General features: G+C 72.6%; 22 protein-coding genes. 15 read left to right on the forward strand and 7 right to left on the reverse strand.

Annotated elements, in window-relative coordinates:
* The first annotated feature begins 63 nt into the window (after positions 1-63).
* Both ACZ516_RS17905 and ACZ516_RS17910 read left to right on the forward strand, forming a co-directional pair.
* A complete protein-coding gene (locus ACZ516_RS17905) occupies positions 64-897 on the forward strand; it encodes a MurR/RpiR family transcriptional regulator (protein ID WP_361077650.1) in 834 nt (277 codons plus the stop codon).
* Between the two features lie 124 nt (positions 898-1,021).
* Positions 1,022-1,612 carry a hypothetical protein gene (locus tag ACZ516_RS17910; protein ID WP_361085781.1) on the forward strand — a complete coding sequence of 197 codons (591 nt, stop codon included), beginning with the start codon at positions 1,022-1,024 and terminating at the stop codon, positions 1,610-1,612.
* A gap of 3 nt (positions 1,613-1,615) precedes the next feature.
* On the opposite strand, the gene ACZ516_RS17915 is transcribed toward ACZ516_RS17910, so the two are convergent.
* The gene (locus ACZ516_RS17915) at positions 1,616-2,983 is read right to left on the reverse strand and encodes an APC family permease (protein ID WP_469010968.1); all 1,368 of its coding nucleotides are present in this window, start codon (positions 2,981-2,983) and stop codon (positions 1,616-1,618) included.
* A 269-nt stretch (positions 2,984-3,252) separates the two neighbouring features.
* Positions 3,253-4,779 carry a type III PLP-dependent enzyme domain-containing protein gene (locus tag ACZ516_RS17920; protein WP_469010970.1) on the reverse strand — a complete coding sequence of 509 codons (1,527 nt, stop codon included), beginning with the start codon at positions 4,777-4,779 and terminating at the stop codon, positions 3,253-3,255.
* Positions 4,780-4,906: 127 nt separating this feature from the next.
* Here ACZ516_RS17920 and hutU point away from each other — a divergent pair, with 127 nt between their 5' ends.
* From hutU to hutI, 4 genes are all read left to right on the forward strand, one after another.
* Positions 4,907-6,580 carry a urocanate hydratase gene (gene hutU, locus ACZ516_RS17925; protein ID WP_358588423.1) on the forward strand — a complete coding sequence of 558 codons (1,674 nt, stop codon included), beginning with the start codon at positions 4,907-4,909 and terminating at the stop codon, positions 6,578-6,580.
* Between the two features lie 20 nt (positions 6,581-6,600).
* Positions 6,601-7,848, forward strand: a complete 1,248-nt coding sequence (locus ACZ516_RS17930) for an allantoate amidohydrolase (protein WP_469011041.1) — start codon at positions 6,601-6,603, stop codon at positions 7,846-7,848.
* Positions 7,845-9,206, forward strand: a complete 1,362-nt coding sequence (locus tag ACZ516_RS17935) for a formimidoylglutamate deiminase (RefSeq protein WP_469010972.1) — start codon at positions 7,845-7,847, stop codon at positions 9,204-9,206. The genes ACZ516_RS17930 and ACZ516_RS17935 overlap by 4 nt, the downstream gene beginning before the upstream one ends.
* 93 nt (positions 9,207-9,299) lie before the next feature.
* Positions 9,300-10,490 carry an imidazolonepropionase gene (hutI, locus tag ACZ516_RS17940; RefSeq protein WP_469010973.1) on the forward strand — a complete coding sequence of 397 codons (1,191 nt, stop codon included), beginning with the start codon at positions 9,300-9,302 and terminating at the stop codon, positions 10,488-10,490.
* 10 nt (positions 10,491-10,500) lie between these two features.
* Here hutI and ACZ516_RS17945 read toward each other — a convergent pair whose 3' ends face one another.
* Positions 10,501-11,187, reverse strand: coding sequence for a class I SAM-dependent methyltransferase (locus tag ACZ516_RS17945; RefSeq protein WP_469010974.1), 687 nt, complete (start codon positions 11,185-11,187; stop codon positions 10,501-10,503).
* Between the two features lie 109 nt (positions 11,188-11,296).
* Positions 11,297-12,226, reverse strand: a complete 930-nt coding sequence (locus ACZ516_RS17950) for an RNA polymerase sigma factor SigF (protein ID WP_467466541.1) — start codon at positions 12,224-12,226, stop codon at positions 11,297-11,299.
* Positions 12,227-12,477: 251 nt separating this feature from the next.
* Between ACZ516_RS17950 and ACZ516_RS17955 the strand changes: the two genes are divergently transcribed.
* The 4 genes from ACZ516_RS17955 to ACZ516_RS17970 all read left to right on the forward strand — a co-directional run bounded on the left by ACZ516_RS17955 (position 12,478) and on the right by ACZ516_RS17970 (position 15,621).
* Complete coding sequence (locus ACZ516_RS17955) at positions 12,478-12,846, forward strand: STAS domain-containing protein (RefSeq protein ID WP_358588430.1); 369 nt, start codon at positions 12,478-12,480, stop codon at positions 12,844-12,846.
* Between the two features lie 249 nt (positions 12,847-13,095).
* Positions 13,096-13,605, forward strand: coding sequence for an ATP-binding protein (locus tag ACZ516_RS17960; protein ID WP_361085805.1), 510 nt, complete (start codon positions 13,096-13,098; stop codon positions 13,603-13,605).
* A gap of 207 nt (positions 13,606-13,812) precedes the next feature.
* Complete coding sequence (locus ACZ516_RS17965; protein WP_469010976.1) at positions 13,813-14,571, forward strand: LPXTG cell wall anchor domain-containing protein; 759 nt, start codon at positions 13,813-13,815, stop codon at positions 14,569-14,571.
* A 93-nt stretch (positions 14,572-14,664) separates the two neighbouring features.
* Positions 14,665-15,621, forward strand: a complete 957-nt coding sequence (locus tag ACZ516_RS17970; protein ID WP_469010978.1) for a hypothetical protein — start codon at positions 14,665-14,667, stop codon at positions 15,619-15,621.
* A 426-nt stretch (positions 15,622-16,047) separates the two neighbouring features.
* On the opposite strand, the gene ACZ516_RS17975 is transcribed toward ACZ516_RS17970, so the two are convergent.
* On the reverse strand, positions 16,048-16,887 hold the full coding sequence (locus ACZ516_RS17975; protein ID WP_361085811.1) for an alpha/beta hydrolase family protein: 840 nt from the start codon (positions 16,885-16,887) through the stop codon (positions 16,048-16,050).
* A gap of 115 nt (positions 16,888-17,002) precedes the next feature.
* Positions 17,003-18,499, reverse strand: a complete 1,497-nt coding sequence (locus ACZ516_RS17980; protein WP_358587420.1) for a peptide MFS transporter — start codon at positions 18,497-18,499, stop codon at positions 17,003-17,005.
* Between the two features lie 472 nt (positions 18,500-18,971).
* On the opposite strand from ACZ516_RS17980, the gene ACZ516_RS17985 reads away from it, so the two are divergent.
* Together ACZ516_RS17985 and ACZ516_RS17990 are read left to right on the forward strand one after the other, a co-directional pair.
* On the forward strand, positions 18,972-19,649 hold the full coding sequence (locus tag ACZ516_RS17985; protein WP_055534262.1) for a response regulator transcription factor: 678 nt from the start codon (positions 18,972-18,974) through the stop codon (positions 19,647-19,649).
* A 321-nt stretch (positions 19,650-19,970) separates the two neighbouring features.
* Positions 19,971-21,239: an ATP-binding protein gene (locus ACZ516_RS17990; RefSeq protein ID WP_469010980.1), complete on the forward strand. Its 1,269-nt coding sequence runs from the start codon at positions 19,971-19,973 to the stop codon at positions 21,237-21,239.
* Between the two features lie 8 nt (positions 21,240-21,247).
* Here ACZ516_RS17990 and ACZ516_RS17995 read toward each other — a convergent pair whose 3' ends face one another.
* On the reverse strand, positions 21,248-21,832 hold the full coding sequence (locus tag ACZ516_RS17995; protein ID WP_469010982.1) for a GtrA family protein: 585 nt from the start codon (positions 21,830-21,832) through the stop codon (positions 21,248-21,250).
* Positions 21,833-22,081: 249 nt separating this feature from the next.
* On the opposite strand from ACZ516_RS17995, the gene ACZ516_RS18000 reads away from it, so the two are divergent.
* From ACZ516_RS18000 to ACZ516_RS18010, 3 genes are read left to right on the forward strand one after another with little or no spacing between them, the layout of a single operon-like run.
* On the forward strand, positions 22,082-23,200 hold the full coding sequence (locus ACZ516_RS18000; RefSeq protein WP_358696917.1) for a 5-(carboxyamino)imidazole ribonucleotide synthase: 1,119 nt from the start codon (positions 22,082-22,084) through the stop codon (positions 23,198-23,200).
* Positions 23,197-23,730 (forward strand): 5-(carboxyamino)imidazole ribonucleotide mutase, encoded by a 534-nt coding sequence (gene purE, locus ACZ516_RS18005; protein ID WP_361085820.1) that lies wholly within the window; start codon positions 23,197-23,199, stop codon positions 23,728-23,730. The genes ACZ516_RS18000 and purE overlap by 4 nt, the downstream gene beginning before the upstream one ends.
* Positions 23,731-23,734: 4 nt before the next feature.
* Complete coding sequence (locus ACZ516_RS18010) at positions 23,735-24,952, forward strand: dipeptidase (RefSeq protein ID WP_469010983.1); 1,218 nt, start codon at positions 23,735-23,737, stop codon at positions 24,950-24,952.
* Positions 24,953-24,960: the final 8 nt, after the last annotated feature.

The raw sequence follows: 24,960 nt of genomic DNA on the forward strand, positions 1-24,960 counted from the left end.
AGTTCTCGCTGACTGAATAGGTTGTCAATGGTCCGGCGTGCGTCACCGGTGACAAGGAACGGTATGAGTGACAGTCCTGCGGCACGGCTGCACGTGCTCTTCGAGGGGCACCGGCTGACGCCCACGCAGCGCCGCATCGCGCACTGCATGGTGCGGCGGGCGGCGGACGTCCCCTTCCTCTCCAGCGTCGAGCTGGCGGAACTGGCCGGCGTGAGCCAGCCCTCCGTCACCCGCTTCGCGGTGGCGCTCGGCTTCGACGGCTATCCCGCCCTGCGCAAGCACCTGCGGGACGTGGCGCCCGCCGAGACGGCCGCCGGGGACGCGCTCAACGAGTACCAGCAGGCGGTGCAGGCGGAGATCGACAACCTCCGCCACCTCGCCGAGGCCCTCGCCGACCCGGCGCCGGTGGAGCGGGCGGGCCGCCTCCTCGCCGCCTCCCGCCCGCTGCCGGTCCTCGGCCTGCGGGCCGCCGCCTCCCAGGCGTACGGCTTCTCGTACTTCGCCGCGAAGGTCCACCCCGACGTACGCCTCCTCGACGAGGGCGGCACGATGCTCACCGACCGCGTCGACGCGGCGGTACGGGCGGGCGCCACGGCGCTCCTGTGCTTCGCGCTGCCGCGCCACCCCCGGGAGGTCGTGGACGCGCTGGCCCACGCGAGGGAGGCGGGCCTCACGGTGATCACCGTGGCGGACTCGCCGTTCGCCCCCGTGGCCGCGTACTCCCACCTCCTGCTCCCGGCGGCCGTCGGCACCGGCCTGGCCTTCGACACGGCGTGCGCCCCCATGCTCCTCGGCCGCGTCCTCCTGGAGGCCATGTGCGACGGCCTGCCGGACGCGCAGGCCCGCCTGGAGGAGTTCGACGCGGGGGCGGCGGCGCGGGGCCTGTTCGTGGAGTGAGCCCTCCAGGGGCCGACGGGCCACCGGACTCTCACCCTCTCCTCAGATTCCGCCGCTAACCTGCTGCGCCGAAGCGGTGCCGAAGCGGTGCCGGAGCAGCGCGGCAGGAGGCGTGGGAGGCGACGTGGGACGCGGTGGACATGGGCTGGCGAGGGTGCCGGTGGTCGTGCGGGCCGGGGCGGCGCCCCTGTGGTGGCTCGGGGCGGTCGCCGCCGGGGCCGGGGCGCTGCCGGAGGGGCTCACCGGGCGGCGCGTCGGCGCGCTCGCCGGTGCCGCGCTGTTCCTCGTGACGGCCGCCGTCGTCGCGTACGTCCGGGGCAAGCGGTACGACGCTCTGGCCCGCGAGGCCGTCCGCGCCGGAAAGCACGACGTGCTCCAGAGCCGTGCCGTGACCGTGCGGAACTGGCGGCGCGGGCACCGGTGGTGGCTGCTGGCCGCCTTCGTCGCCGCGCTCGGCAGCGCCTTCCTGCTGCCCGTGGCCGGCGGCGCCGTCCTCGCGGGCGCGGGCGCCGGGCTCTGGGCGAAGGCGGCCCGGCTCGGCCGCCGCGAGCAGGACGGCGACGTCCTCCTGTGGGTGCGCGTCGACCGGCTCGGGCGCGGCGCGGGCGCCCCCGCGGGCAAGGCGGTGCGGGCCTACCGGATGACGGGCCCGGCGGCGGGCGACGCGGCGCCCGGCGGGGCCCGGCGCCGCACCGCCGCGGGTGCGCGGCGCTGAGCCTCACTCCTCGCCGCGGGCCTTCAGGACCACCTTGTTGACGGCCCACAGGGCGATGCCGATGACCAGCAGGACGCCCGCGCGGATGTAGACCTCCGCCGGGCGGTCGGCGAGCGGGCTCGCGAGGATCAGCGCCGTGAGGGCGCCGAGGACCGGCAGGGCGGTCGGGGTGCGGAAGTGGTGGTGGTCGACGCGGTCCCGGCGCAGGACCAGCACCGCCACGTTGACCACCGCGAACACGCACAGCAGCAGGAACGCGGTGGTGTCGCCGAGCCCCTCGATCTCGCCCGTCGACACCAGGCCGATCGCGAGCAGCGAGACGAAGACGATGCCGACGACCGGGGTGCGGCGTCGGGACAGGACGCGGCCCATGGCGCGCGGCAGGATGCGTTCGTTGGCCATGCCGTAGCAGAGCCGCGAGGCCATCATGATGTTGATCAGTGCCGAGTTGGTGACCGCGAACAGGGCGATCAGCGCGAAGAGTTTGTGCGGGAAGTCGACGCCGCCGGCCTTCACCACTTCCAGCAGCGGGCCGCTCGACCCCTCCAGCGTCTTGTAGTCGACCAGGAGGGAGGAGACCAGTGCCACCAGGACGTAGATCGTGCCCGTGACCGCCACGCCGATGAAGATCGCGCGCGGGAAGGTGCGCTCCGGGTCCTTGGTCTCCTCGGCCATGTTCACCGAGTCCTCGAAGCCGACGAAGGCGAAGAAGCCGAGCGCGGTCGCGCCGAGCACCCCCGTCATCACGGCGTACCCGGTGCCGCCCCCGGCCTCGAAGTCGGTCAGCCGGGAGGGCTCGCCGTCGCCGGTGAGCACGGCGTACGCGCCGATCCCCAGGATGATCACGAGGCCGGTCAGTTCGACGAGGGTCAGGACCACGTTGGTCTTCACCGACTCCGAGACGCCCCGCATGTTCAGCGCGGCGAGCAGCACGATGAAGGTGATCGCGATCAGCGTCGGGGGCAGCGCGTCGCCGGTCAGCTCGGCGAGGTAGTCGCCGCTGAAGGCGCGGGCGGCGGCGCTCGCCGAGGAGAGGCCCGAGCACATCACCATGAAGGCGATGATGAAGGTGAGGAACGGCGTCTTGAACGCCTTCTGCGTGTAGAGCGCGGCACCGGCCGCCTTCGGGTACTTGCCGACCAGTTCGACGTACGAGGCGGCCGTCAGGATCGCCACGACGAACCCGATCGCGAACGGCAGCCACAGCGCGCCGCCGACCTTCCCCGCGACCTTGCCGGTGGTGGCGTAGATGCCCGTGCCGAGGATGTCGCCGATCACGAAGAGGATCAGCAGCTTGGGGCCGATGGCGCGGTGCAGCGCGCCGTCCTCGGCGGGCGGTGGCGCGGTGGTGGGTGTGCCGGATGCCGTCATGGGAGCCTCCCCCGAGACCGGGAACACGTCTGACCGAAACGCGTTCTGGAGTCAGGGTCTGCCCGTGAGCCACGTCACCATGCGCGAGTTGAGCAACCTCTGAGCCTGGCACGGGACTTCGGTGCCTACGGAGGAACCTGATGGAGCCCGAGGGGAGCCCGAAGGGCCCGGGAACCCGAAGGCCCCGGGAACCCGAAGGCCCGGGAACCCGAAGGCCCCGGGAACCCGAAGGCCCCGGAGCCCGAAGGGCCCGGGAACCCGAAGGAAGTTCAGAGGTACCGCAGCGCGTCCCGTTCCGCGCCGCCGCCCGCCTCCGCGACGATCTCGTCGAGCGTCTGCGGCTCGCGGGCGGCGGCGAACCGCACGTCGTCGCCGTGCACCGAGTAACCGTAAATGCCGGGCCTGGCAAGGCTGTTGTAGCCGTAATGCGCCGTGAAGTAGTAGGCGCCCGTGTCCAGCACGGCCACATGGTCGCCCGCTTCGAGCGGCGGCAGCGGGCGGTTCTCGGCGAGCAGGTCGCCCGCGAAGCACGCCGGGCCCGCGATGTCCTGGCCCACGGCCGGTCCGCTCCTCGGCCGGCCCTGCGCGTCGTAGGCGGCGATCCGCAGCGGCCACGCCTGCGGCGCGTACACCGTCCGGGTCGCCACCTGTACGCCCGCGTGCGTCACCGCGATGCGCCTGCCGCCCGCCCGCTTCGTGTACTCGACGCGGGCGAGGATCGTCCCGTGCTTGGCGAGCAGCGAGCGGCCGAACTCGGTGACCAGGCCGTACCGCCCGTCGAGCAGCCCCGGCACCCTCGCCTTGAGGCGGCGCGCGTACTGCGCGTACGTGGGGCTCTCCTCGTCCGAGCCGAAGTCGACCGGCAGGCCGCCGCCGATGTCGATCGTGTCGATCTGCCGCCGCCCGGCGCGTTCGTTGATCTCCTCGGCCAGGTCGTACGTGGCTTCGACGCCGCGCGCCATCATCTCCAGGGGCAGGCCCTGCGAACCGGAGTGCGCGTGCAGGCGGGTCAGCCACGGCCGCTCCAGGAAGGCCCGGACGACCCACTCCCGGGCGTCCTGGTCGCGCAGCGGGACGCCGAACTTGGCGGTGGGCGTCGCCGTCGACAGGGCGCCGATCGAGCCGCCGCCGATCTGCGGGTTGACCCGCAGCCCGAGGGGGGAGGCGGTGGGCGCCGAGCGGACGAGGGCGTCGAGGCGGGCCAGCTCCTGCGGGTTGTCGGCGTTGACGGCGATGCCGAGGGCGAGGGCCTGGCGCAGTTCGGCGGGGGTCTTGGCGGGGGAGTCCAGGACCGTGTCGGCGGGCGCGACGCCGGCGGCCCGCGCCAGGGCCAGCTCGCCGGGGCTCGCCACCTCGGCGCCGATCCCCGCCGAGCGCAGCAGCCGCAGGACCGGCACGAGCGGGGTGGCCTTCACGGCGAAGGCGTGCAGGACGGGGGTGCCGGGCGGAGTGACGGCGGCGAAGGCGGCCCGCAGGGCGGCGGCGCTCGCACGGACCCCGGCGATGTCGAGCAGCCCCGCGAGGGGGGCGCCCGGGCCGACGACCCCGTGCGCCACAGCGGCCCGGACGGCCCGCTCCCGACGCCGGGCGGCCCCGACAGCGGCGTCCCCGACACCGGCGTCCCCACCCACATCCACGTGAAGAACCCGGGTCGGCTCCTCATCCGCAGGGAGGGCCTGGGCCCGTTGCTCGCCCGCAGGGAGGGCCTGGGCCTGCTGCTCGTCCGCCCGGAGCACTCGGCTCTGCTGCTCGTCCGCCCGAAGGGCCTTGCGCTGGTCGTCCGCGTCGTGGGCCATGCGATCCAGCCAACCACCCAAGCGGCGCCCCCAGGGCGCGTACTCGCGCATTCGTTCGCTATTGACTAGTTCTATTCAGAACTCCAGGATGTGAATAACAGACTCACGGTACCGAGGAGGCCCCGCCATGTCAGGACCCCGCCCCGTACGGGCACCGCGCGGCACGGAACTGAGCGCCCTGGGATGGCAGCAGGAAGCCGCCCTGCGGATGCTCCAGAACAACCTGGACCCCGAGGTCGCCGAGCACCCGGACAAGCTCGTCGTCTACGGCGGCACCGGCAAGGCGGCCCGCGACTGGCGCTCCTTCGACGCGATGGTCCGCACGCTGAAGACCCTGAAGCAGGACGAGACGATGCTCGTCCAGTCCGGGCGCCCCGTCGGCGTCATGCAGACCCACGAGTGGGCCCCGCGCGTCCTGATCGCCAACTCCAACCTGGTCGGCGACTGGGCGAACTGGGAGGAGTTCCGCCGCCTGGAGCAGCTGGGCCTGACCATGTACGGCCAGATGACGGCCGGCTCCTGGATCTACATCGGCACGCAGGGCATCCTCCAGGGCACCTACGAGACCTTCGCGGCGGTCGCGGCGAAGAAGTTCAACGGCACCCTCGCCGGCACGATCACCCTCACCGCCGGCCTCGGCGGCATGGGCGGCGCCCAGCCCCTCGCCGTGACCATGAACGACGGCGTCGCCATCTGCGTCGACTGCGACCCGCGCGCGATCGAGCGCCGCATCGAGCACAAGTACCTCGACGTGAAGGCCGACTCCCTGGAGCACGCCCTCCAGCTCGCCGTCGAGGCCCGCGACGCCCGCCGCCCGCTCTCCATCGGCCTGCTCGGCAACGCCGCCGACCTGCTGCCGCGCATGCTCGCCGAGTCCGCCCCCATCGACATCGTCACCGACCAGACGTCCGCCCACGACCCGCTCGCGTACCTGCCGACCGGCGTCGACTTCGACGAGATGCAGACGTACGCGGCGAAGGACCCGGCCGGCTTCACGGCGCGGGCCCGCGAGTCGATGGCGCGGCACGTCGAGGCCATGGTCGGCTTCATGGACGCGGGCGCCGAGGTCTTCGACTACGGCAACTCCATCCGCGGCGAGGCCCAACTGGCCGGGTACGAGCGGGCCTTCGCCTTCCCCGGCTTCGTCCCCGCCTACATCCGCCCCCTCTTCTGCGAGGGCAGGGGCCCCTTCCGCTGGGCGGCCCTGTCGGGCGAGGCCTCCGACATCCACAAGACCGACAAGGCGATCCTCGACCTCTTCCCGGAGAACGAGTCCCTGCAGAACGCGTCACTGCACCGCTGGATCAAGATGGCCGGCGAGCGCGTCCACTTCCAGGGCCTGCCCGCCCGCATCTGCTGGCTCGGCTACGGCGAGCGCGACAAGGCCGGCGAGCGCTTCAACGACATGGTCGCCTCCGGCGAACTCCAGGCCCCCCTCGCCATCGGCCGCGACCACCTGGACTGCGGCTCCGTCGCCTCCCCGTACCGCGAGACGGAGGCCATGCTCGACGGCTCCGACGCGATCGCCGACTGGCCGCTCCTGAACGCCATGGTGAACGTCGCCTCGGGCGCCAGCTGGGTCTCCCTCCACCACGGCGGCGGCGTCGGCATGGGCCGCTCCATCCACGCGGGCCAGGTCTCGGTCGCCGACGGCACGAAGCTCGCCGGCGAGAAGATCCGCCGCGTCCTCACCAACGACCCCGGCATGGGCGTCATCCGGCACGTGGACGCCGGGTACGACATCGCGGAGTCCGTGGCCGACGACAAGGGCGTGCGAGTGCCCATGCGGGAGGGGGAGTGAGTAATCCGGCCTCTCCGGCGATGGAGGAGCGGGGTCCGGGGCGGAGCCCCGTGTCCTTCCAGGAAATGTGGCGGGACCTGAGTTCCATCGGCCGCGACGCCGGCTCGGGTGGCTACCGCCGCTACGCGTGGAGCGCGGCGGACGCCGACTGCCGCGCCTGGTTCAAGGCCCAGACGGACACCCGCGGGCTGACGTACGAGCTGGACCGCAACGGCAACCAGTGGGCCTGGCTGGGCGACCCCCGCCAGGGGGACGCCGTCGTCACCGGCTCCCACCTGGACTCCGTCCCCGACGGCGGCGCCTTCGACGGCCCCCTCGGCGTCGTCTCCGCCTTCGCGGCCCTGGACGAACTGCGGGCCCGCGGCACCCGGTTCACCAAGCCCCTCGCCATCGTCAACTTCGGCGACGAGGAAGGCGCCCGCTTCGGCCTGGCCTGCGTGGGTTCGCGGCTCACCGCGGGAAAGCTCACCGTCGAGGCGGCGCACAAGCTCCGGGACGGCGACGGCATCACGCTGCCCCAGGCGATGGAGGCGGCGGGCTACGACCCGTACGGGATCGGCCCCGACCCCGAACGCCTCGCCCGGATCGGCGCGTTCGTGGAGCTGCACGTCGAACAGGGCCGCGCCCTGGACCTGTCCGGCGACCCCGTCGGCATTGCGTCCGCCATCTGGCCGCACGGCCGCTGGCGCTTCGACTTCCGGGGCGAGGCCAACCACGCGGGCACCACCCGCCTGGTGGACCGCAGGGACCCGATGCTCACATACGCCGAGACGGTCCTCGCCGCCCGCCGCGAGGCCGAACTGGCGGGCGCGGTGGCCACCTTCGGGAAGATCTCCGTCGAGCCGAACGGCGTCAACGCCATCCCCTCCCTCGTACGCGGCTGGCTGGACTCGCGCGCCGCCGACCAGGCGACCCTCGACACGGTCGTCACCGCCATCGAGAAGGCCGCCCGGGAGTACGCCGACCGGCACGGCATCGACCTCGACGTCGTCCGCGAGTCCTTCACCCCGGTGGTGGAGTTCGAGCACGCCCTGCGCGACGAGCTGGGCAGGATCCTGCGCGGCGGGGCCGACCGGCCGGTCCCCGTCCTCGGCACCGGCGCGGGACACGACGCCGGCATCCTGTCCGGTGCCATCCCGACCGCCATGCTGTTCGTACGCAACCCCACGGGCGTCTCGCACTCCCCGGCCGAGCACGCCGCCGAGGACGACTGCCTGGCCGGGGTGAGCGCACTCGCCGACGTACTGGAAGGGCTGGTCCGCACGTGACGACCGAGCGCACGGACACCTACTGGCTGGAGCACGCCTGGCTCGGCACCCATGTGGAGCCGGGCGTGGCGGTGGAGGTGACGGGCGAGCGGATCACGGCCGTCCGCCAGGGCGTGGACCGGCCCGAGCCCGGCGCGACGGTCCTGCGCGGCCTGACGCTGCCCGGCCTCGCCAACGCGCACTCCCACGCCTTCCACCGCGCGCTGCGCGGCACCGTCCAGGTCGGCTCCGGCACGTTCTGGACGTGGCGCGAGGTCATGTACGGGGTGGCGGACCGCCTGACGCCGGAGACCTACCACGCGCTGGCCCGCGCGGTGTACGCGGAGATGGCGCTGGCCGGCATCACGACGGTGGGGGAGTTCCACTACCTCCACCACGCGCCCGGCGGCACGCCGTACGCCGACCCCAACGCCATGGGCGAGGCCCTGATCCAGGCGGCGGCCGACGCGGGCGTGCGGATCACGCTCCTGGACACGGCGTACGTGGCCTCGGGACTGCTCTCCGAGACCCGCGGCAAGGAACCCGACCGCCATCAGCTCCGCTTCTCCGACGGCACGACGGAGGCCTGGGCCGAGCGGGCCTCGGCCCTGAAGGACCGCGCCCACGCCCGGATCGGCGCGGCGATCCACTCCGTACGGGCCGTCCCGGCGCGCCAGCTCGGCACGGTCGCGCGGTGGGCGGCCGAGCGGGACGCCCCGCTGCACGTCCACCTCTCCGAGCAGACGGCGGAGAACGACGCCTGCCAGGCCGTGCACGGCTGTACGCCGACGCGGCTCCTCGCCGACCACGGCGTCCTCGGCGCGCGCACCACCGGCGTCCACAACACGCACCTCACGGACGAGGACATCGGCCTGCTGGGCCGCACCACGACCGGCACGTGCATGTGCCCGACGACCGAGCGGGACCTGGCCGACGGCATCGGCCCCGCCCTGCGCCTCCAGCAGGAGGGCAGCCCCCTGTCCCTGGGCAGCGACAGCCACGCCGTCATCGACATTTTCGAAGAGGCGCGGGCCATGGAGCTGAACGAACGGCTCCGCTCGCACACACGGGGCCACTGGACGGCGGCGGCCCTGCTGCGGGCGGCCACGGCCGAGGGGCACGCGGCACTGGGCTGGCCGCAGGCGGGCACCATCGAGCGGGGCGCCCTCGCGGACCTCACGACCATCGCCCTGGACTCGGTCCGCACGGCGGGCCCCGTACCCCGTCTGGCCGCCGAGACGGCGGTCTTCGCGGCGACGGCGGCGGACGTCCGCCATGTCGTGGCCGGGGGCCGGGTGGTCGTACGGGACGGCGCGCACGCCTTGGTCCCCGACGTCCCGTCTGCGCTGGCCGAGGCGATCGGGGCACTACGGGACTGACGTCGTCCCCGAGCCTGCCCTCTGCCCGGCTCCGCCCCGGACCCCGCTCCGCAAACGCCGCAGGGGCTGCATCCCCCCAACCCCGGAGACCCCATGACCACCACCCTCATCACCAACATCGCGAGCCTCGTCACCAACGACCCCGCGCAGGGCGACGGCGGCCCCCTCGGTCTGCTGACGGACGCCGCCGTCGTCCTGGACGGCGAGAAGATCGCCTGGGTGGGCCCGGCGGCCAAGGCCCCGGCGGCCGACGAGACGTACGACGCGAACGGCCGCGCCGCCCTCCCCGGCTTCGTCGACTCCCACTCCCACCTCGTCTTCGCGGGCGACCGCACCCAGGAGTTCAACGCCCGCATGTCGGGCCGCGCCTACTCCGCCGGCGGCATCCGCACCACGGTCGCCGCGACCCGCGCCGCCACCGACGAGGAGCTGGAGGCGAACGTCACCCACTACCTCGCCGAGGCCCTCCGGCAGGGCACCACCACCTTCGAGACCAAGTCGGGCTACGGCCTCACCACGCACGACGAGGCCCGCGCCCTGCGTGTCGCGGCCCGGCACACGGACGAGGTGACGTTCCTCGGCGCGCACATCGTCCCGCCCGACCACGCCGAGGACCCGGCGGCGTACGTGGAGCTGGTCACCGGCGAGATGCTGGACGCCTGCGCCCCGCACGCCCGCTGGATCGACGTCTTCTGCGAGAAGGGCGCCTTCGACGGCGACCAGGCCCGCGCCATCCTGACGGCGGGCAAGGCGAAGGGCCTGCACCCCCGCGTCCACGCCAACCAGCTCTCCTACGGCCCCGGCGTCCAGCTCGCCGTGGAACTGGACGCGGCGAGCGCCGACCACTGCACGCACCTGACGGACGCGGACGTGGACGCCCTGGCCCAGGGTGACACGGTGGCGACGCTGCTCCCGGGCGCGGAGTTCTCCACGCGCGCGAAGTGGCCGGACGCTCGCCGCCTGCTGGACGCGGGCGTGACGGTGGCGCTCTCCACGGACTGCAACCCGGGCTCGTCCTTCACATCCTCCGTGCCGTTCTGCGTGGCGCTGGCGGTACGGGACATGGGCATGACCCCCGACGAGGCGGTCTGGTCGGCCACGGCGGGCGGCGCGCGGGCCCTGCGCCGCACGGACGTCGGCACCGTCCGCGAGGGCGCCCGCGCCGACCTGGCCCTCCTGGACGCCCCGAGCCACGTCCACCTGGCCTACCGGCCGGGCGTTCCGCTGGTCGCCGAGGTGTGGCAGCGGGGCGTCCTGCGCACGCGGCCGGGAGGCCTGCTCTAGGCGTTCCGGTTCAGGGCGTTCCGGTTCGGGGCGTTCCGGTTCGGGGCGTGCCGGTCTTGCGGGCGAGCAGGTGGACCTCCTGGAACTGCCGGCGGTCGGTGGGTTCGGGCTCGCGCGTGATGCGGGCCACCTCGGCGAGGCCGGCCTCGCGCAGCAGCGCGGCGAGGTGGTCGGGCGACCACCGGTAGGCCGGTGCGACGGTGTGGTCGAAGGCCTGCGTCGGGTGGGAGGGGCCCTCGCTCGCCGAGAACCCCACCAGGGCGTGACCGCCGGGGGCCAGTACGCGGTGGAACTCGGCGAGGACGACGGGGAGTTCCACCGGCGGCGTGTGGATGACGGACCACCGCGCGAGGACGCCGTCCAGCGTGCCGTCGGCGAGGTCCAGCGCGGCCATCGACCCCACCTCGAACCGCAGGTGCGGACAGGCCTGCCGGGCCAGCCTGATCATCTCCGGGGAGGCGTCGACGCCGGTCACGCGCAGTCCGAGCCCGGCCAGATGGGCGGTGATGTCGCCCGGCCCGCACCCCAGGTCCGCGACCCGGCCCCGCCCGCCCGCGCGGACGATCTCGGCGAAGACGCCCAGGGCGGCACGGTCCAGGGGCCGCTCCCGCAGCGCGTCGGCGAACAGCCGCGCGTACGTGGGGGCGATGGCGTCGTAGGCGTCGCGGGTGGCACTGAGCGCATCGTGTTCGACCATGCCCGCGACAGTAGTTCGCGACGCGGCGGGGCGGGTTACGCAGGTGGGGCCCGCCCCCGTCAAGGAGCGGGCCCCACCGGGCCGTTGGGGCGCGAGGCGCCGGGCCGGCTCACTCCTCGACGGTCAGTCCCTTGCGGAGCTTGACGAGCGTGCGGGAGAGCAGGCGCGACACGTGCATCTGCGAGATGCCCAGTTCCTCGCCGATCTCCGACTGCGTCATGTTGGCGACGAAGCGGAGGGAGAGGATCTTGCGGTCGCGCGGCGGCAGCTCGGCGATCAGCGGCTTCAGCGATTCGACGTACTCGATGCCTTCGAGGCCGTGGTCCTCGTAACCGATGCGGTCCGCGAGCGCGCCCTCGGAGTCGTCCTCCTCGGGCTGGGCGTCCAGGGAGCTCGCCGTGTAGGCGTTGGACGCGGCCATGCCCTCGACGACCTCGTCGTCGGAGATGCCGAGGCGCTCGGCCAGCTCGCTCACCGTGGGGGCGCGATCGAGCTGCTGGGCCAGCTCGTCACCCGCCTTGGCGAGGTCCAGCCGCAGCTCCTGGAGACGGCGCGGGACGCGCACCGACCAGCTCGTGTCGCGGAAGAAGCGCTTGATCTCGCCGACGATCGTCGGCATGGCGAAGGTGGGGAACTCCACGCCGCGGCTGAGTTCGAAGCGGTCGATCGCCTTGATGAGGCCGATCGTGCCCACCTGGATGATGTCCTCCATCGGCTCACTGCGGGAGCGGAACCGGGAGGCGGCGAATTTCACCAGGGCGAGATTGAGTTCGACCAGGGTGTTGCGTACATACGCGTGTTCGTGGGTACCTTCCTCAAGCGCTTCCAGGCGCTCGAAGAGGGTCTTGGACAGGGCCCGCGCGTCCAGCGCCCCCACCTCGGCGAACGGCGGGATCTCGGGAAGGCCGTGGAGCCCTTCCAGGGTCTGCGGAGCCGGCTGCGGCTCACGGGCGGGACCCGGGACCACGGCGGCGGAGTGGGACGGCGGGGGTGTCGACGTCGCTTGGTCAGTATGCGATGCGTCGAGCCGGGGTGACATGGTGTCCTCCATCATTCTCGGCATATGGCTGCCGATGCCCATACGTGCACTGCGGTGTGCGGCGCCTCCAAAGCCGTCCGTGTCGATTGCTGTCTCTTCTACCCCTACCCGGTTCCGCTTGCCGGTCGCAAGTGCCGTTGTGGGCGAAATGTCCGAATTCGGGGGGATGTTCGGCTACCGGGAACTCCGGAGAGGGCGTAATGTTCAGGGGCGTCATCAACAGCCACGACGGGTCGGAAGAGAGAGACGGCATGGACCGCGGCACGGTCGGCAGTGCGCATAGGGGCCGGCTTCTGGTCGAAGTGCGAAAGGCGGGCACGAGCGCCGTCGTCACCCCGGCGGGGGAACTCGATCACCACACCGCCGATCTCCTGCGGGAGCCCTTGGAAAGTTGCCTCGACGACGGGTTCTCGCGGCTCGTCGTGGACTGCTCGCGCCTTGAGTTCTGCGACTCCACGGGGCTGAACGTGCTGCTCGGGGCCCGGCTCAAGGCCGAGGCTGCGGGGGGCGGCGTCCACCTGGCCGGAATGCTGCCGGTGGTGGCGCGTGTCTTCGAGATCACCGGTGCGGAGGCCGTCTTCACTGTCCACGACACGCTCGAAGCGGCCCTGGCCGACTGAGCCGATGGCGGTCGACGCGAAAGTTACGCGTCAGTTCTCTCTCTGTTATCAAGGCGTTACCAGCGTCACACGGACCGGCCCGAAGAAGTGGGTGTTCTCACGGTTCGACCGGGCAGGAGAGACCTGGATCCGTCATCTGTCAGAACGGCGAGCAGCCGATGCCCCCTACTCCTCCAGAGTCCCCCACTTGTCCAGAGTCCTCTGCGCGTCCAGAGTGCTCAGCCATCTTGTCGGTGAGGTGAAGCGCTGATGAGCACCACCCGGCCTTATTCGCCGGGCGACCGTGGCCCGGAGTCCGAGGCCGCCGTCGCGGACGCCTCCGCGGACCGGGCTTCCGGGGCGCCCTCGGCTCGCCAGGTCCGGGAACTGAGTCTCGACGGCGCCAGCGGCGTCGTCCCCCTCGCCCGCGACTACACCCGCGAGGCGCTCCACGCGTGGGGCTGGCTGCCCGCGGAGGGCGCCGACCGGCGGGCCGCCGCGGAGGACGTCCTGCTCGTCGTCTCCGAGCTGGTCACGAACGCCTGCCTGCACGCGGAGGGCCCGGACGCGCTCCGGCTCTTCTGCGACGGCAAGGTGCTGCGCATCGAGGTCTCCGACCGGGGCGCGGGCCAGCCCGCCCCGCGTACCCCGCACCGGGCCGGGCGGCCCGGCGGCCACGGCATGTTCATCGTCCAGCGGCTCTGCCTCGACTGGGGCGTCGTGCGCGGCCCGGGCGGCACCGGCAAGACGGTCTGGGCGGAGCTGGGCGCTCCCGCCTAGGCGGCGAGGGCCTGGGCGACAGGGCCTGGGCCAAGGGTGTTACCCACGGTTCGCATGCGCGCCGGATCACCGCGATCCGGCGCGTCTTCTGTCTTCCCTCGGCACGGTCCCGGGCGTACCTTGACGCCCAATCTGATGTGCCGTCAGCAATGCGGCGTCACTCCGCACCGCGGCACGCCACGAGGACCGGCATGAGGGGATCACGAGGTGTCGTACAAGAAAGCGGCCGCGCTCGCGTGTGCCACCGCCCTGGCCGGCGGCTCCGCGGTGCTGATGGCCGCCCCTGCCGCGCAGGCCGCGGTCCAGGACGTCAACTACCAGTGCAAGACGCCCATCGGCGACAAGAGCGCCGTCTCGCCGATCGACATCAAGAGCGTCAGGAGTGGCGGCGGCTACCGGCTCACGATGTCCTTCCAGAAGGGCGTGTCCTCCAGCCCCGTGGAACTGGGCAAGGGCGCGATGAAGCCGAGCGCGGTGATCCAGCTGGGCGGCGCCGAGCGCGGCACCGTGCCCGTCTCCGGCCCGGCCAACTCCGAGGCGATCCCCGCCAACACCCCGATCAGGATCAGTGACCTGTCGGGCACCTATACGCCGAAGAAGAGCGGCAAGGTCACGTTCACCGCCGGGGTCCTCACGATCAAGGCGCTCGGTACGACGACCACGTGCACGCCGTCCAACGACCCGAAGCCGTCGCTCGAACTGGACGTCAAGGGCTCGGGCGGCTCGGGGTCCGACACCGGGTCCGGGTCCGGCACCGGGGCCGACGCCGGCACGGGCGCTGGTTCCAGCTCCGGTTCCAGCTCCGGCTCCGGCTCCGGTTCCGGCTCTGGTGGCGGGGAGCTGCCGCAGACCGGCCCCGCGGACTCCACGATCGCGCTCGGCACCCTCGGCGGCACCGTGCTGCTCACGGGCGCGGCCGGCACGCTCTGGCTGACCCGCAGGAACCAGGCCGCGCGCTCCCGGTAACCCCACCGGGCGGTCCTGTACGTACGCCGCCGCGGACGCACAAGTGCGGGACGGCGCACGGGAGTTGGCGGTGAGCGGGAGGGGAGGGCCGCGGTGAACGGCAGGCGGGTCGAGCGGGTGCCCGGTGTGCGGGGCGGGTGGCGGCCCGGCGGCCGGGCGGCGCGCGCCGTGATGGCCCTCGGCACGGTCCTGGCCGCGCTCGCCCTCGCACTGCTGCCGGGGGCGCCCGCGCCGGCGTCCGACAAACCGAGCGTGCGGCTGTCCGTGCCCGGGGCGGGCCCCGGCGATCACGTCACCGTCAAGGGCGCGGGGTGGCGGCCCGGCGCCCTGCTCATGCTGCTCATCTGCGGTCGGTCCGAGCCCGGCCGGGGCACCACCGACGCGTGCGCCAATTCCGAGGGGCGCGCCGTCACCACGGACGAGGACGGAGCCTTCCGCAGGAAGCTGCCCGTGACCGAGCCGCCCGAGCCGTGCCCCTGTGTCGTGCGTGTCGCCACGGTGACGGGTGAGAAGGCGCGGACGGACACCGCGTTCAGGGTCGCGGGCCACCCCGTGAAGCCGTTGTCCCCGCCGGGCGGCGACGGCAGGCTCACCGTCCTCACCGGCGCCCGCCTCGACGGTTCGGACGGGCTGCTGACCTGGTTCGGGGCACCGCCGCGGCGCACGCTGGCCTTCACGGTCGGCAACGTCGGCGCGGAGCCCGTCAAGGACCCCGTCTTCCAACTCGGCTCCTCGCACGGTGTGTTCGCGCCGGGGTGGGAGGAGCAGCAGTGGCGCGGCACCGTCGCGCCCGGTGGGAGGGCGCGGATCGAGCTGCCGGTGGAGCTGGCGGCGGGCGCGCACGGCGACTACCTCGTCTCGGTGAAGCTCGACGGGCGGCTCCTCGCCGAGGAGCCGTGGGACGTGGGGCGCCCGTGGGGGGTGACCGTCTTCTGGCTGATGCTCATGGTCGTGGTGCCCGCCGCCGTCTTCCGCTCCGCCCTGACCGCGCTGACCCACCTCCGCCCCCACAACCCCCCGGGCCGCCACCGCACCCCTCGACACCCCTGACGACCCCCGTCGGACCGACCCCGCCAGGAACAACCCCCTCAGGGGCGCGGGGAACTGCGCGCCCAGCCCCGACCGACCCGCGGCGACCCGACAACCGCACCCTCGGTGCCTTGACCGCCCCCGTCAGGGACAACCCCCCCAGGGGCGCGGGGAACTGCGCGCCCAGCCCCGACCGACCCGCGGCGACCCGACAACCGCACCCTCGGTGCCTCGACCGACCCCGTCAGGATCGCCCCCCCCCAGGGGCGCGGGGAACTGCGCGACCGCCCCGACCGGCCCGCGGTGGCCCGACGACCGCAACCCCGCAGACGCGTCTGCCGACGGCAGTCTCCCCGCGGGTGCGGGTCGACCTCGGTTGCTCGCGCGGTTCCCCGCGCCCCTGGCGGGGTCGGGCGTGGACCGGGGTCAATAGCGGGGCGGGGGGCGTCAGGCGTGGGCGCGGAGCCAGCGGAGTACCGAACGGGCCGTGCCCGGGGTTTTGAGGAGGGCGCCCCCGTGCGCGGAACCCCGCAGCGTGCGGACCGTCACGTCGGCAAGCCCCGCCCGCCGCTGCGCGGAGGCAAGCTCGACCGAGTGGGCCGGAGCCACGAAGTCACCGGCGGAGTGGAGCAGGAACAACGGCGCGTCCTCCGCGCCCGACGCATGCGTCCGGGCCGCCAGATCGTCCCACCGAGCCCAGCAGCGGATCCCGCCGAGATCCGGCGAGCACCCGGCGAGCCGCACGGCGGCCCGGCGCAGCGCCCTGCGGTCCGCGTCGGCCCCCCGCGCCCCGCCGTCCGCCCACGCGCGGTACGGCGAGGCGACGGGTGACAGGGCCACGACCGCCCGCGCCCGCGAGGCCCCCGCCCCGTAGGAGGCGGCCTGCACGGCCAGGTGCCCGCCCGCGGACGAGCCGAGCACGAGCGGCCGCTCCCCGTGCTCCCGGTGCCGCACCCAGCGCAACGCGGCCAGCACGTCGTCGCGCTGCGCGGGCCACGCGGCGTCCGACGTCAGCCGGTAGTCGGTGTCGTACACGGTGAAGCCCCGGGCGGCGAACCACCGCGCCCGCCCGCTCCAGTCGGTGTCCCTGGCCCAGGAGCCGCCGTGCACGATCACCAGGGCGGGCCGCCGCGCGGACGGGGTCCCGTACACGGTGATGTTCTGGCGGGCGTGGCCCCCGTACGAGAAGACCTGTCCGACCGGCGGCCGGGGCGCGGCCTCGGCGGCGGCACCGGGCGACAGCAGGGCTCCGCACAGGGCCAGGGGCAGCAGCAAGGTTCGGCGCATGGGGCAGATGTTCCATCGGCGCGGGCCGCCAGGCGCGCAGAAACGCGAAGGGCCACCGCACCGGGTGGTGCGGCGGCCCTTCGTTCGGTTCGGGCGGGGCCCGGACCGGGGTGCGTCAGTTGACGGAGCCCATCAGCTGTTTGACCTTCTTGCGGGAGGTCCAGATGCCGAAGCCGGCGATGACCGCGATGATCGCCTCGATGGCGACGGCGCCCGAGTTGTTCAGGTCGATGCCGAGCTGCGGCGACGTCAGCAGGCCCGTCACGGAGTCACCGGCGGTGACCGCGAGGAACCAGACGCCCATCATCTGGGCGCTGTACTTCTCCGGGGCCATCTTCGTGGTGAGGGAGAGGCCGACCGGGGACAGGCACAGCTCGCCGACGGTCTGGATGAAGTAGATCGCGACCAGCCACATCGGGCTGACCCGGCCGCCGTTGGCGGCGGTGTCGATCAGCGGGATGAGGAAGACGGCGAAGGAGATGCCGATCAGCGTCAGGCTGGAGGCGAACTTGACGGCCGTGCTCGGCTCCTTGCCCCGCTTGTTCAGCCACAGCCAGGCGGAGGCGACCACGGGGGCGAGCGCCATGATGAAGATCGGGTTCAGCGACTGGTACCAGGAGGTCGGGAAGTCGAACCCGAGGAGGTGGTTCGTCGTCGACGTCTCGCCGAAGATCGACAGGGTCGAGCCGTTCTGGTCGTAGATCATCCAGAAGACGGCGGCGACCACGAAGAACCAGATGTAGCCGGACAGCTTGGAGTGCTCCAGCTGCGACAGGTCCTTGTCGCGCTTCATGCGGGCGAGGACGGCGACGGGGATGACCAGACCGGCGATGATCAGCGGCATCAGCGCCCAGTCGGCGAAGTTCCCGGTGACGCCCATCAGCGTGTAGAGCGCGGCGGCGACGATCAGCCAGATCAGGCCGGTGCGCAGGGCGGAGGCGCGCTGCTCCGGCGTGGCGGGCTGCGAGATCACGCTGCTCTGGGCGCTCAGGTGGCGCGAGCCGAGCATGAACTGGGCGAGGCCGAGGCCCATGCCGGCCGCGGCGAGCGCGAAGCCGAGGTGCCAGTTGACGTTCTCGCCGACCGTGCCGATGGTCAGCGGGGCGAGGAAGGCGCCGAGGTTGATGCCGATGTAGAAGAGCGTGAAGCCACCGTCGCGGCGCGGGTCCTTCGGGCCGTCGTAGAGGTGGCCGACCATCACGGAGATGTTCGCCTTCAGCAGGCCGGAGCCGAGCGCGACGAGCGCGAGGCCGGCGAAGAAGGACCCCGAGTTGGGCAGCGCGAGGGTGATGTGGCCGAGGATGACGACGCAGGCGCCGATGACGACCGTCTTGCGCGGACCCCAGAAGCGGTCGGCCATCCAGCCGCCGGGCAGGGCGAGCAGGTAGACCATCGACATGTAGACGGAGTAGATCGCCGTCGCCGTCGTGGCGCTCATGTCCATGCCGCCGGGGGCGATCAGGTACAGCGGGAGCAGTGCCTTCATGCCGTAGAAGCTGTACCGCTCCCACATCTCGGTCATGAAGAGTGTGGCCAGTCCGCGGGGGTGGCCGAAGAAGGTCTTCTGGGAGCCAGGGGTACTGGCGGAGTCCTTCGTCAGGCTGGACGCCATGGGTCGATCCTCGTGGGTTCGGGACGCGCGACGACGCGTGAGCGCGCCCGGTGGGGGGCGGTCGGCACCGGTTCCGCGCCGCCCCCGCCCCACGCCCGGGGGAGGTTCACCCCCGGTCACGGGGGTGAGGGAACGCGGACTCCGGGATCCACACCCTGGGCGCATCCTCGCGCGCAGGGCCCGACCACAGGTCATTCCTTTCAAGGCTGGCCGAAGCCGGCCCGCACATAAAAGAGACCTAAGGCGCGCACAGTGGGCCAAAGGTCCTTCAATAGTGCATCAGGCGTTGGGTCACCATACGACACGGCAGGGATGCATATGGAAGGACTTGAGAGATGGATCACAGGTTTCACTGCAACCAACAGCACACATTCAAAGGTGTTCCTCAGGATCGCATCCCATAGCCGCAGGCGTTCCCCCGCACTGTGCGATCACCGCACAGCCCCCGTCCGGTCCGGACTACCATCACCCCATGACCCGTGTACTGCTCGCCGAGGATGACGCGTCCATCTCGGAGCCGCTGGCCCGCGCCCTGCGCAGGGAGGGTTACGAGGTGGAGGTGCGTGAGGACGGCCCGACCGCTCTCGACGCCGGACTCCAGGGCGGCGTGGACCTGGTCGTACTCGATCTGGGGCTGCCCGGCATGGACGGCCTGGAGGTCGCGCGCCGGCTGCGCGCCGACGGGCTCACGGTGCCGATCCTCATCCTGACCGCGCGCGCCGACGAGGTGGACACCGTCGTCGGCCTGGACGCGGGCGCCGACGACTACGTGACCAAGCCCTTCCGCCTCGCCGAGCTGCTGGCCCGGGTCCGGGCCCTGCTGCGGCGCGGCGCCACGGAGCACAAGGAGGCGCCGTCCACGCACGGCGTGCGGATCGACGTCGAGTCGCACCGCGCCTGGATGGGCGACGACGAACTCCAGCTCACCGCCAAGGAGTTCGACCTGCTCCGGGTCCTGGTGCGGGACGCGGGCCGGGTCGTCACGCGCGACCAGCTGATGCGCGAGGTCTGGGACACGACGTGGTGGTCGTCCACCAAGACGCTGGACATGCACATCTCCTGGCTGCGCAAGAAGCTGGGTGACGACGCGGCGAATCCCCGGTACATCGCCACCGTGCGGGGCGTCGGTTTCCGCTTCGAGAAGAGCTGAGTCTCGCCGGGGGCGGTTTTCTTTGGGCGGTCCCTGGAGTGCCCCTCAAGGGGCGCGGGGAACTGCGCGCGCAACCGGGGCGCCGGGCCGCACCCGCCGAGACACCGCCGTGGGGCAGTCGCGTCTGCGGGCTTTCCGTCGAGGGGCCGCCGCGGGCCCGCTGTGGCTGGTCGCGCAGTTCCCCGCGCCCCTGGGGGGTCGCACCTAGGGCGTTGTGCACGGGCGCCGTCCTTGGGGGGTGACCCTAGGGTGTCAGGCGCGGGGAGTTTTTGGGCGTCGGGCGTCGCCCATGACATGGGTGGGATCCGCGACACTGAGTAGATGCGTCGCCGACTGATCAACTCCACCCTCGCCGTCGTCCTCGTCGTGATCGCCGTCTTCGGCGTGAGCCTCGTCATCGTGGAGACGAGGACCATCAGCAGCAGCGCCCAGGAACGCGTGGACTCCGAGGCCATGCGCCTCGCCAGCATCGTCGACAGCCGGCTCATCAGCCAGGAGCGGATCACCTCGGCCATCCTGCGCGACCAGGTCGCCACCGCGCGCTACGCCCGCATCGAGATCCCCGGCCGCTCCTCCATCGAGATCGGCAAGCGGCCCGACGGCGACGTGATCAGCGCCACCCGCCCCGGCGAGCAGGGCGAGAGGGTCACCGTCCAGGAGCCGCGCGCCGCCGTCACCCGGGAGGTCGGCCGCACCCTGCTGATCATCGCCGCCGTGGCGCTGCTCGCCATCGTCGCCGCCGTACTGCTCGCCGTGCGCCAGGCCAACCGCCTCGCCTCGCCGCTCACCGACCTCGCGGAGACCGCGGAGCGCCTCGGCTCCGGTGACTCCCGGCCCCGCCACAAGCGGTACGGCGTGCCGGAGCTGGACCGGGTCGCCGACGTCCTGGACGCCTCCGCCGACCGCATCGGCCGCATGCTCACCGCCGAGCGGCGCCTGGCCGCCGACGCCTCGCACCAGCTGCGCACCCCGCTGACCGCGCTGTCCATGCGGCTGGAGGAGATCACCGTCACCGACGACCTGACCACGGTGAAGGAGGAGGCGACGATCGCGCTGGCCCAGGTGGAGCGGCTCACCGACGTCGTGGAGCGGCTGCTCACCAACTCCCGCGACCCGCGCACCGGCTCCGCCGTCGCCTTCGACCTGGACGAGGTCATCAAGCAGCAGCTGGAGGAGTGGCGGCCCGCCTACCGCAGCGCGGGCCGCGCCATCGTCAGCTCCGGCAAGCGGCATCTGGAGGCGGTGGGCACGCCGGGCGCGGTGGCGCAGGTCCTCGCGGCGCTGATCGAGAACTCCCTGATGCACGGCGGCGGCACCGTCGCCCTGCGCACCCGCGTCACCGGCAACCAGGCGGTCGTGGAGGTCACCGACGAGGGTCCCGGCGTACCGCCCGACCTCGGCGCGCGGATCTTCGAGCGGACCATCAGCGGCCGCAACTCCACCGGCATCGGCCTCGCCGTGGCCCGCGACCTGGCCGAGGCGGACGGGGGCCGCCTGGAGATGCTCCAGACGAAGCCGCCGGTCTTCGGGCTCTTCCTGTCGCGTACGCCGATCTCCGCGGCGGAGACCATGGCCGAGACCGTCAGGTGAGCGCCCGCTCAGCGCGCGTGGCGCGCCACGGACCGCTCGTCCGGGTCCTGCCCTAGGGACGGCTCCTGCCTCAGGGACGGCTCCTGGCTCAGGGACGACTCCTGGCTCAGGGACGACTCCTTGGCCAGGAACGATTCCGCGTGGGCGACCGCCTCACGCGCGGGCAGCGCCTTGAACACCCACGTGCGGTACGACCAGAACCGGAAGAGCGTGGCGATGCCCATGCCGAGGAACTTGAAGAAGTTGGCCTGGAGCCTGCCGTCCCAGCCGAACCAGTACGTCGCCGCGTAGAGCACGCCGTTCTCGATCACCAGACCGACCGCGCTGAACAGCAGGAACAGCGTGAGTTCCTTGGTGCGCCCGCTCTTGTCACGGTCCTTGTACGTGAAGTAGCGGAACCCCACGTAGTTGAAGACGATGGCGACCAGCGTGGCGATCACGCTCGCGCGCACCACGTGCAGATCGGTCACATGCCGTACGAGGTTGAAGACACCGAAGTTGACCAAGGTGCCGACCGCTCCCACGGCCCCGAACTTGGCGACCTCCCGGGCCAGCTGGTCCAGTCGCACGCGCAGTGCGCCCCGTTCCGTCATGGTGGTCGCCCCAGCCCCCGTCGATTCGTACCGGACACCGCGGCCCGGTCGTGTACGCGCCGACGGATAGGTGATTCGGTCATGTCGACCCAGCCATGCTAACCAGCGTGCTCCACGGCCGCGCGCGGGCCCGCGACGACGGCGGCGCCGCTGTACCGGGAGGGGGCCCGCGCGGCCCGGGGGGAACGCCGTTCCCGGGTGGCCGGGAACGGCCGATACCCTGGGGGTGTGACGTTCCCGGTAGTCGGCATGGTCGGCGGCGGTCAGCTCGCCCGCATGACCCACGAGGCGGGCATCCCCCTCGGCCTGAAATTCAAGCTCCTCAGTGACACCCCGCAGGATTCCGCGGCCCAGGTCGTCGGCGATGTCGTGATCGGCGACTATCGCGACCTGGACACGCTGCGTGACTTCGCGCGGGGCTGCGATGTGATCACCTTCGATCACGAACACGTACCCACCGAGCACCTCAGGGCCCTGGAGGCGGACGGCATCCCCGTGCGTCCGGGGCCCGACGCGTTGGTGCACGCCCAGGACAAGGGCGTGATGCGCGTGAAGCTCACGGAGATCGGCGTGCCGTGCCCGCGCCACCGGATCGTGAGGGACCCGGCCGACGTGGCCGCCTTCGCGGCCGAGGGCGACGGCTTCCCGGTCATCCTGAAGACGGTGCGGGGCGGCTACGACGGGAAGGGGGTGTGGTTCGTGCGTTCCGTCGAGGACGCCGAGGACCCCTTCCGGGCCGGCGTCCCGGTGCTCGCCGAGGAGAAGGTCGACTTCGTGCGCGAACTGGCGGCGAACGTCGTCCGCTCGCCGCACGGCCAGGCCGTCGCCTACCCCGTCGTGGAGTCCCGGCAGGTCGACGGCGTGTGCGACACCGTCATCGCCCCGGCGCCCGGCCTGAGCGAGTCCCTGGCCGGCGAGGCGCAGGAGCTGGCGCTGCGCGTCGCCGACGAGCTGGGCGTGGTCGGCCACCTCGCCGTGGAGCTGTTCGAGACGCGCGACGGCCGCATCCTCGTCAACGAACTGGCGATGCGCCCCCACAACTCCGGCCACTGGACCCAGGACGGCGCGATCACCTCGCAGTTCGCCAACCACGTACGGGCCGTCCTCGACCTGCCCCTCGGCGACCCGCGCCCGCGCGCCAAGTGGACCGTGATGGCCAATGTGCTGGGCGGCGACTACCCCGACATGTACGCGGCGTACCTGCACTGCATGGCCCGGGACCCGCAGCTCAAGATCCACATGTACGGCAAGGACGTGAAGCCCGGCCGCAAGGTCGGCCACGTCAACACCTACGGCGACGACCTCGACGACGTGCTGGAGCGCGCCCGTCACGCAGCCGGCTACCTCAGAGGAACGATCACCGAATGACCTCCCCCGTTGTTGGCATCGTCATGGGCTCCGACTCCGACTGGACCGTCATGGAGGGTGCCGCCAAGGTCCTGGACGAGTTCGAGATCCCCTTCGAGGTCGACGTCGTGTCCGCGCACCGCATGCCGCACGAGATGATCGCGTACGGCGAGCAGGCGGCGGACCGCGGCCTCAAGACGATCATCGCGGGTGCGGGCGGCGCCGCCCACCTGCCCGGCATGCTGGCCTCGGTGACGCCGCTGCCGGTGATCGGCGTCCCCGTCCCGCTGAAGTACCTGGACGGCATGGACAGCCTGCTCTCCATCGTGCAGATGCCCGCGGGCGTCCCGGTGGCGACGGTCTCGGTGGGCGGCGCGCGCAACGCGGGCCTGCTCGCGGCCCGCATCCTCGCCGCGCACGACGGCGAACTCCTCGCCCGTATGCGGGAGTTCCAGCAGGAACTGAACGACCAGGCGACGGAGAAGGGCAAGCGGCTGCGCGCCAAGGTCGAGGGAGCGGGTGCCGGATTCGGCTTCGGTCCGGGAAAGTGAGCGCATGACTTCCGCCGGTGACCCCGCGATCTCCCTCGGCGCCCCGCTCGACGCGGCGCGCGCTCTCCTCGCCGACTTCCCCGTCGTCGACGGGCACAACGACCTGCCCTGGGCCCTGCGTGAGAAGGCGGGGTACGACCTCGACCGCCTCGACATCGCCTCGGACCAGACGGGCAGCCTGCACACCGACCTGGCCCGGCTGCGCGCCGGCGGCGTCGGCGCGCAGTTCTGGTCGGTGTACGTCCGCACCGATCTGACGGGTGACGCGGCGGTCAGCGCCACGCTCGAACAGATCGACTGCGTCGAGCAGTTGCTGGCCCGCCACCCGGCGGACCTGGCCCGCGCGCTGACGGCGGCGGACATGGAGCAGGCCCGGAGCGAGGGCCGCATCGCCTCCCTGATGGGAGCCGAGGGCGGCCACTCCATCAACAACTCCCTCGCCACGCTGCGGGCGTTGCACACGCTCGGCGTGCGCTACATGACGCTCACGCACAACGACAACATCGCGTGGGCGGACTCCGCCACGGACGAGCCCGGGGTCGGAGGCCTGTCCGCCTTCGGCCACGAGGTCGTGCGCGAGATGAACCGCGTCGGCATGCTGCTCGACCTCTCGCACGTGGCGGCGACGACGATGCGGGCGGCGCTGGACACCTCGGTGGCGCCGGTGATCTTCTCGCACTCGTCCTCGCGGGCGGTGTGCGACCACCCGCGCAACATCCCCGACGACGTCCTGGAGCGGCTGCCCGCCAACGGCGGCGTGGCGATGGCGACCTTCGTGCCGAAGTTCGTGCTCCAGGCGGCGGTCGACTGGACGGTGGCGGCCGACGAGAACATGCGCGCGCACGGCTTCCACCACCTCGACACCACGCCCGAGGCGATGAGGGTCCACGCGGCCTTCGAGGAGTCGACGCCGCGCCCGATCGCGACGGCGGCCACGGTCGCCGACCACCTGGACCACATGCGCGAGGTGGCGGGCATCGACCACATCGGCATCGGCGGCGACTACGACGGCACGGCGTTCACGCCCGCCGGCCTGGACGACGTCGCGGGCTACCCGAACCTGATCGCGGAACTGCTCACCCGAGGCTGGTCGAGGCCGGACCTCGCCAAGCTGACGTGGCAGAACGCGGTACGGGTCCTGGGCGCGGCGGAAGACGTGGCCAGGGACGAACAGTCCCGCAGGGGCCCGTCCGTGGCCACCTTGCAGCAACTGGACGGCTGACCCACCCG

It is taken from the genome of Streptomyces sp. NPDC034037, from assembly GCF_055575715.1.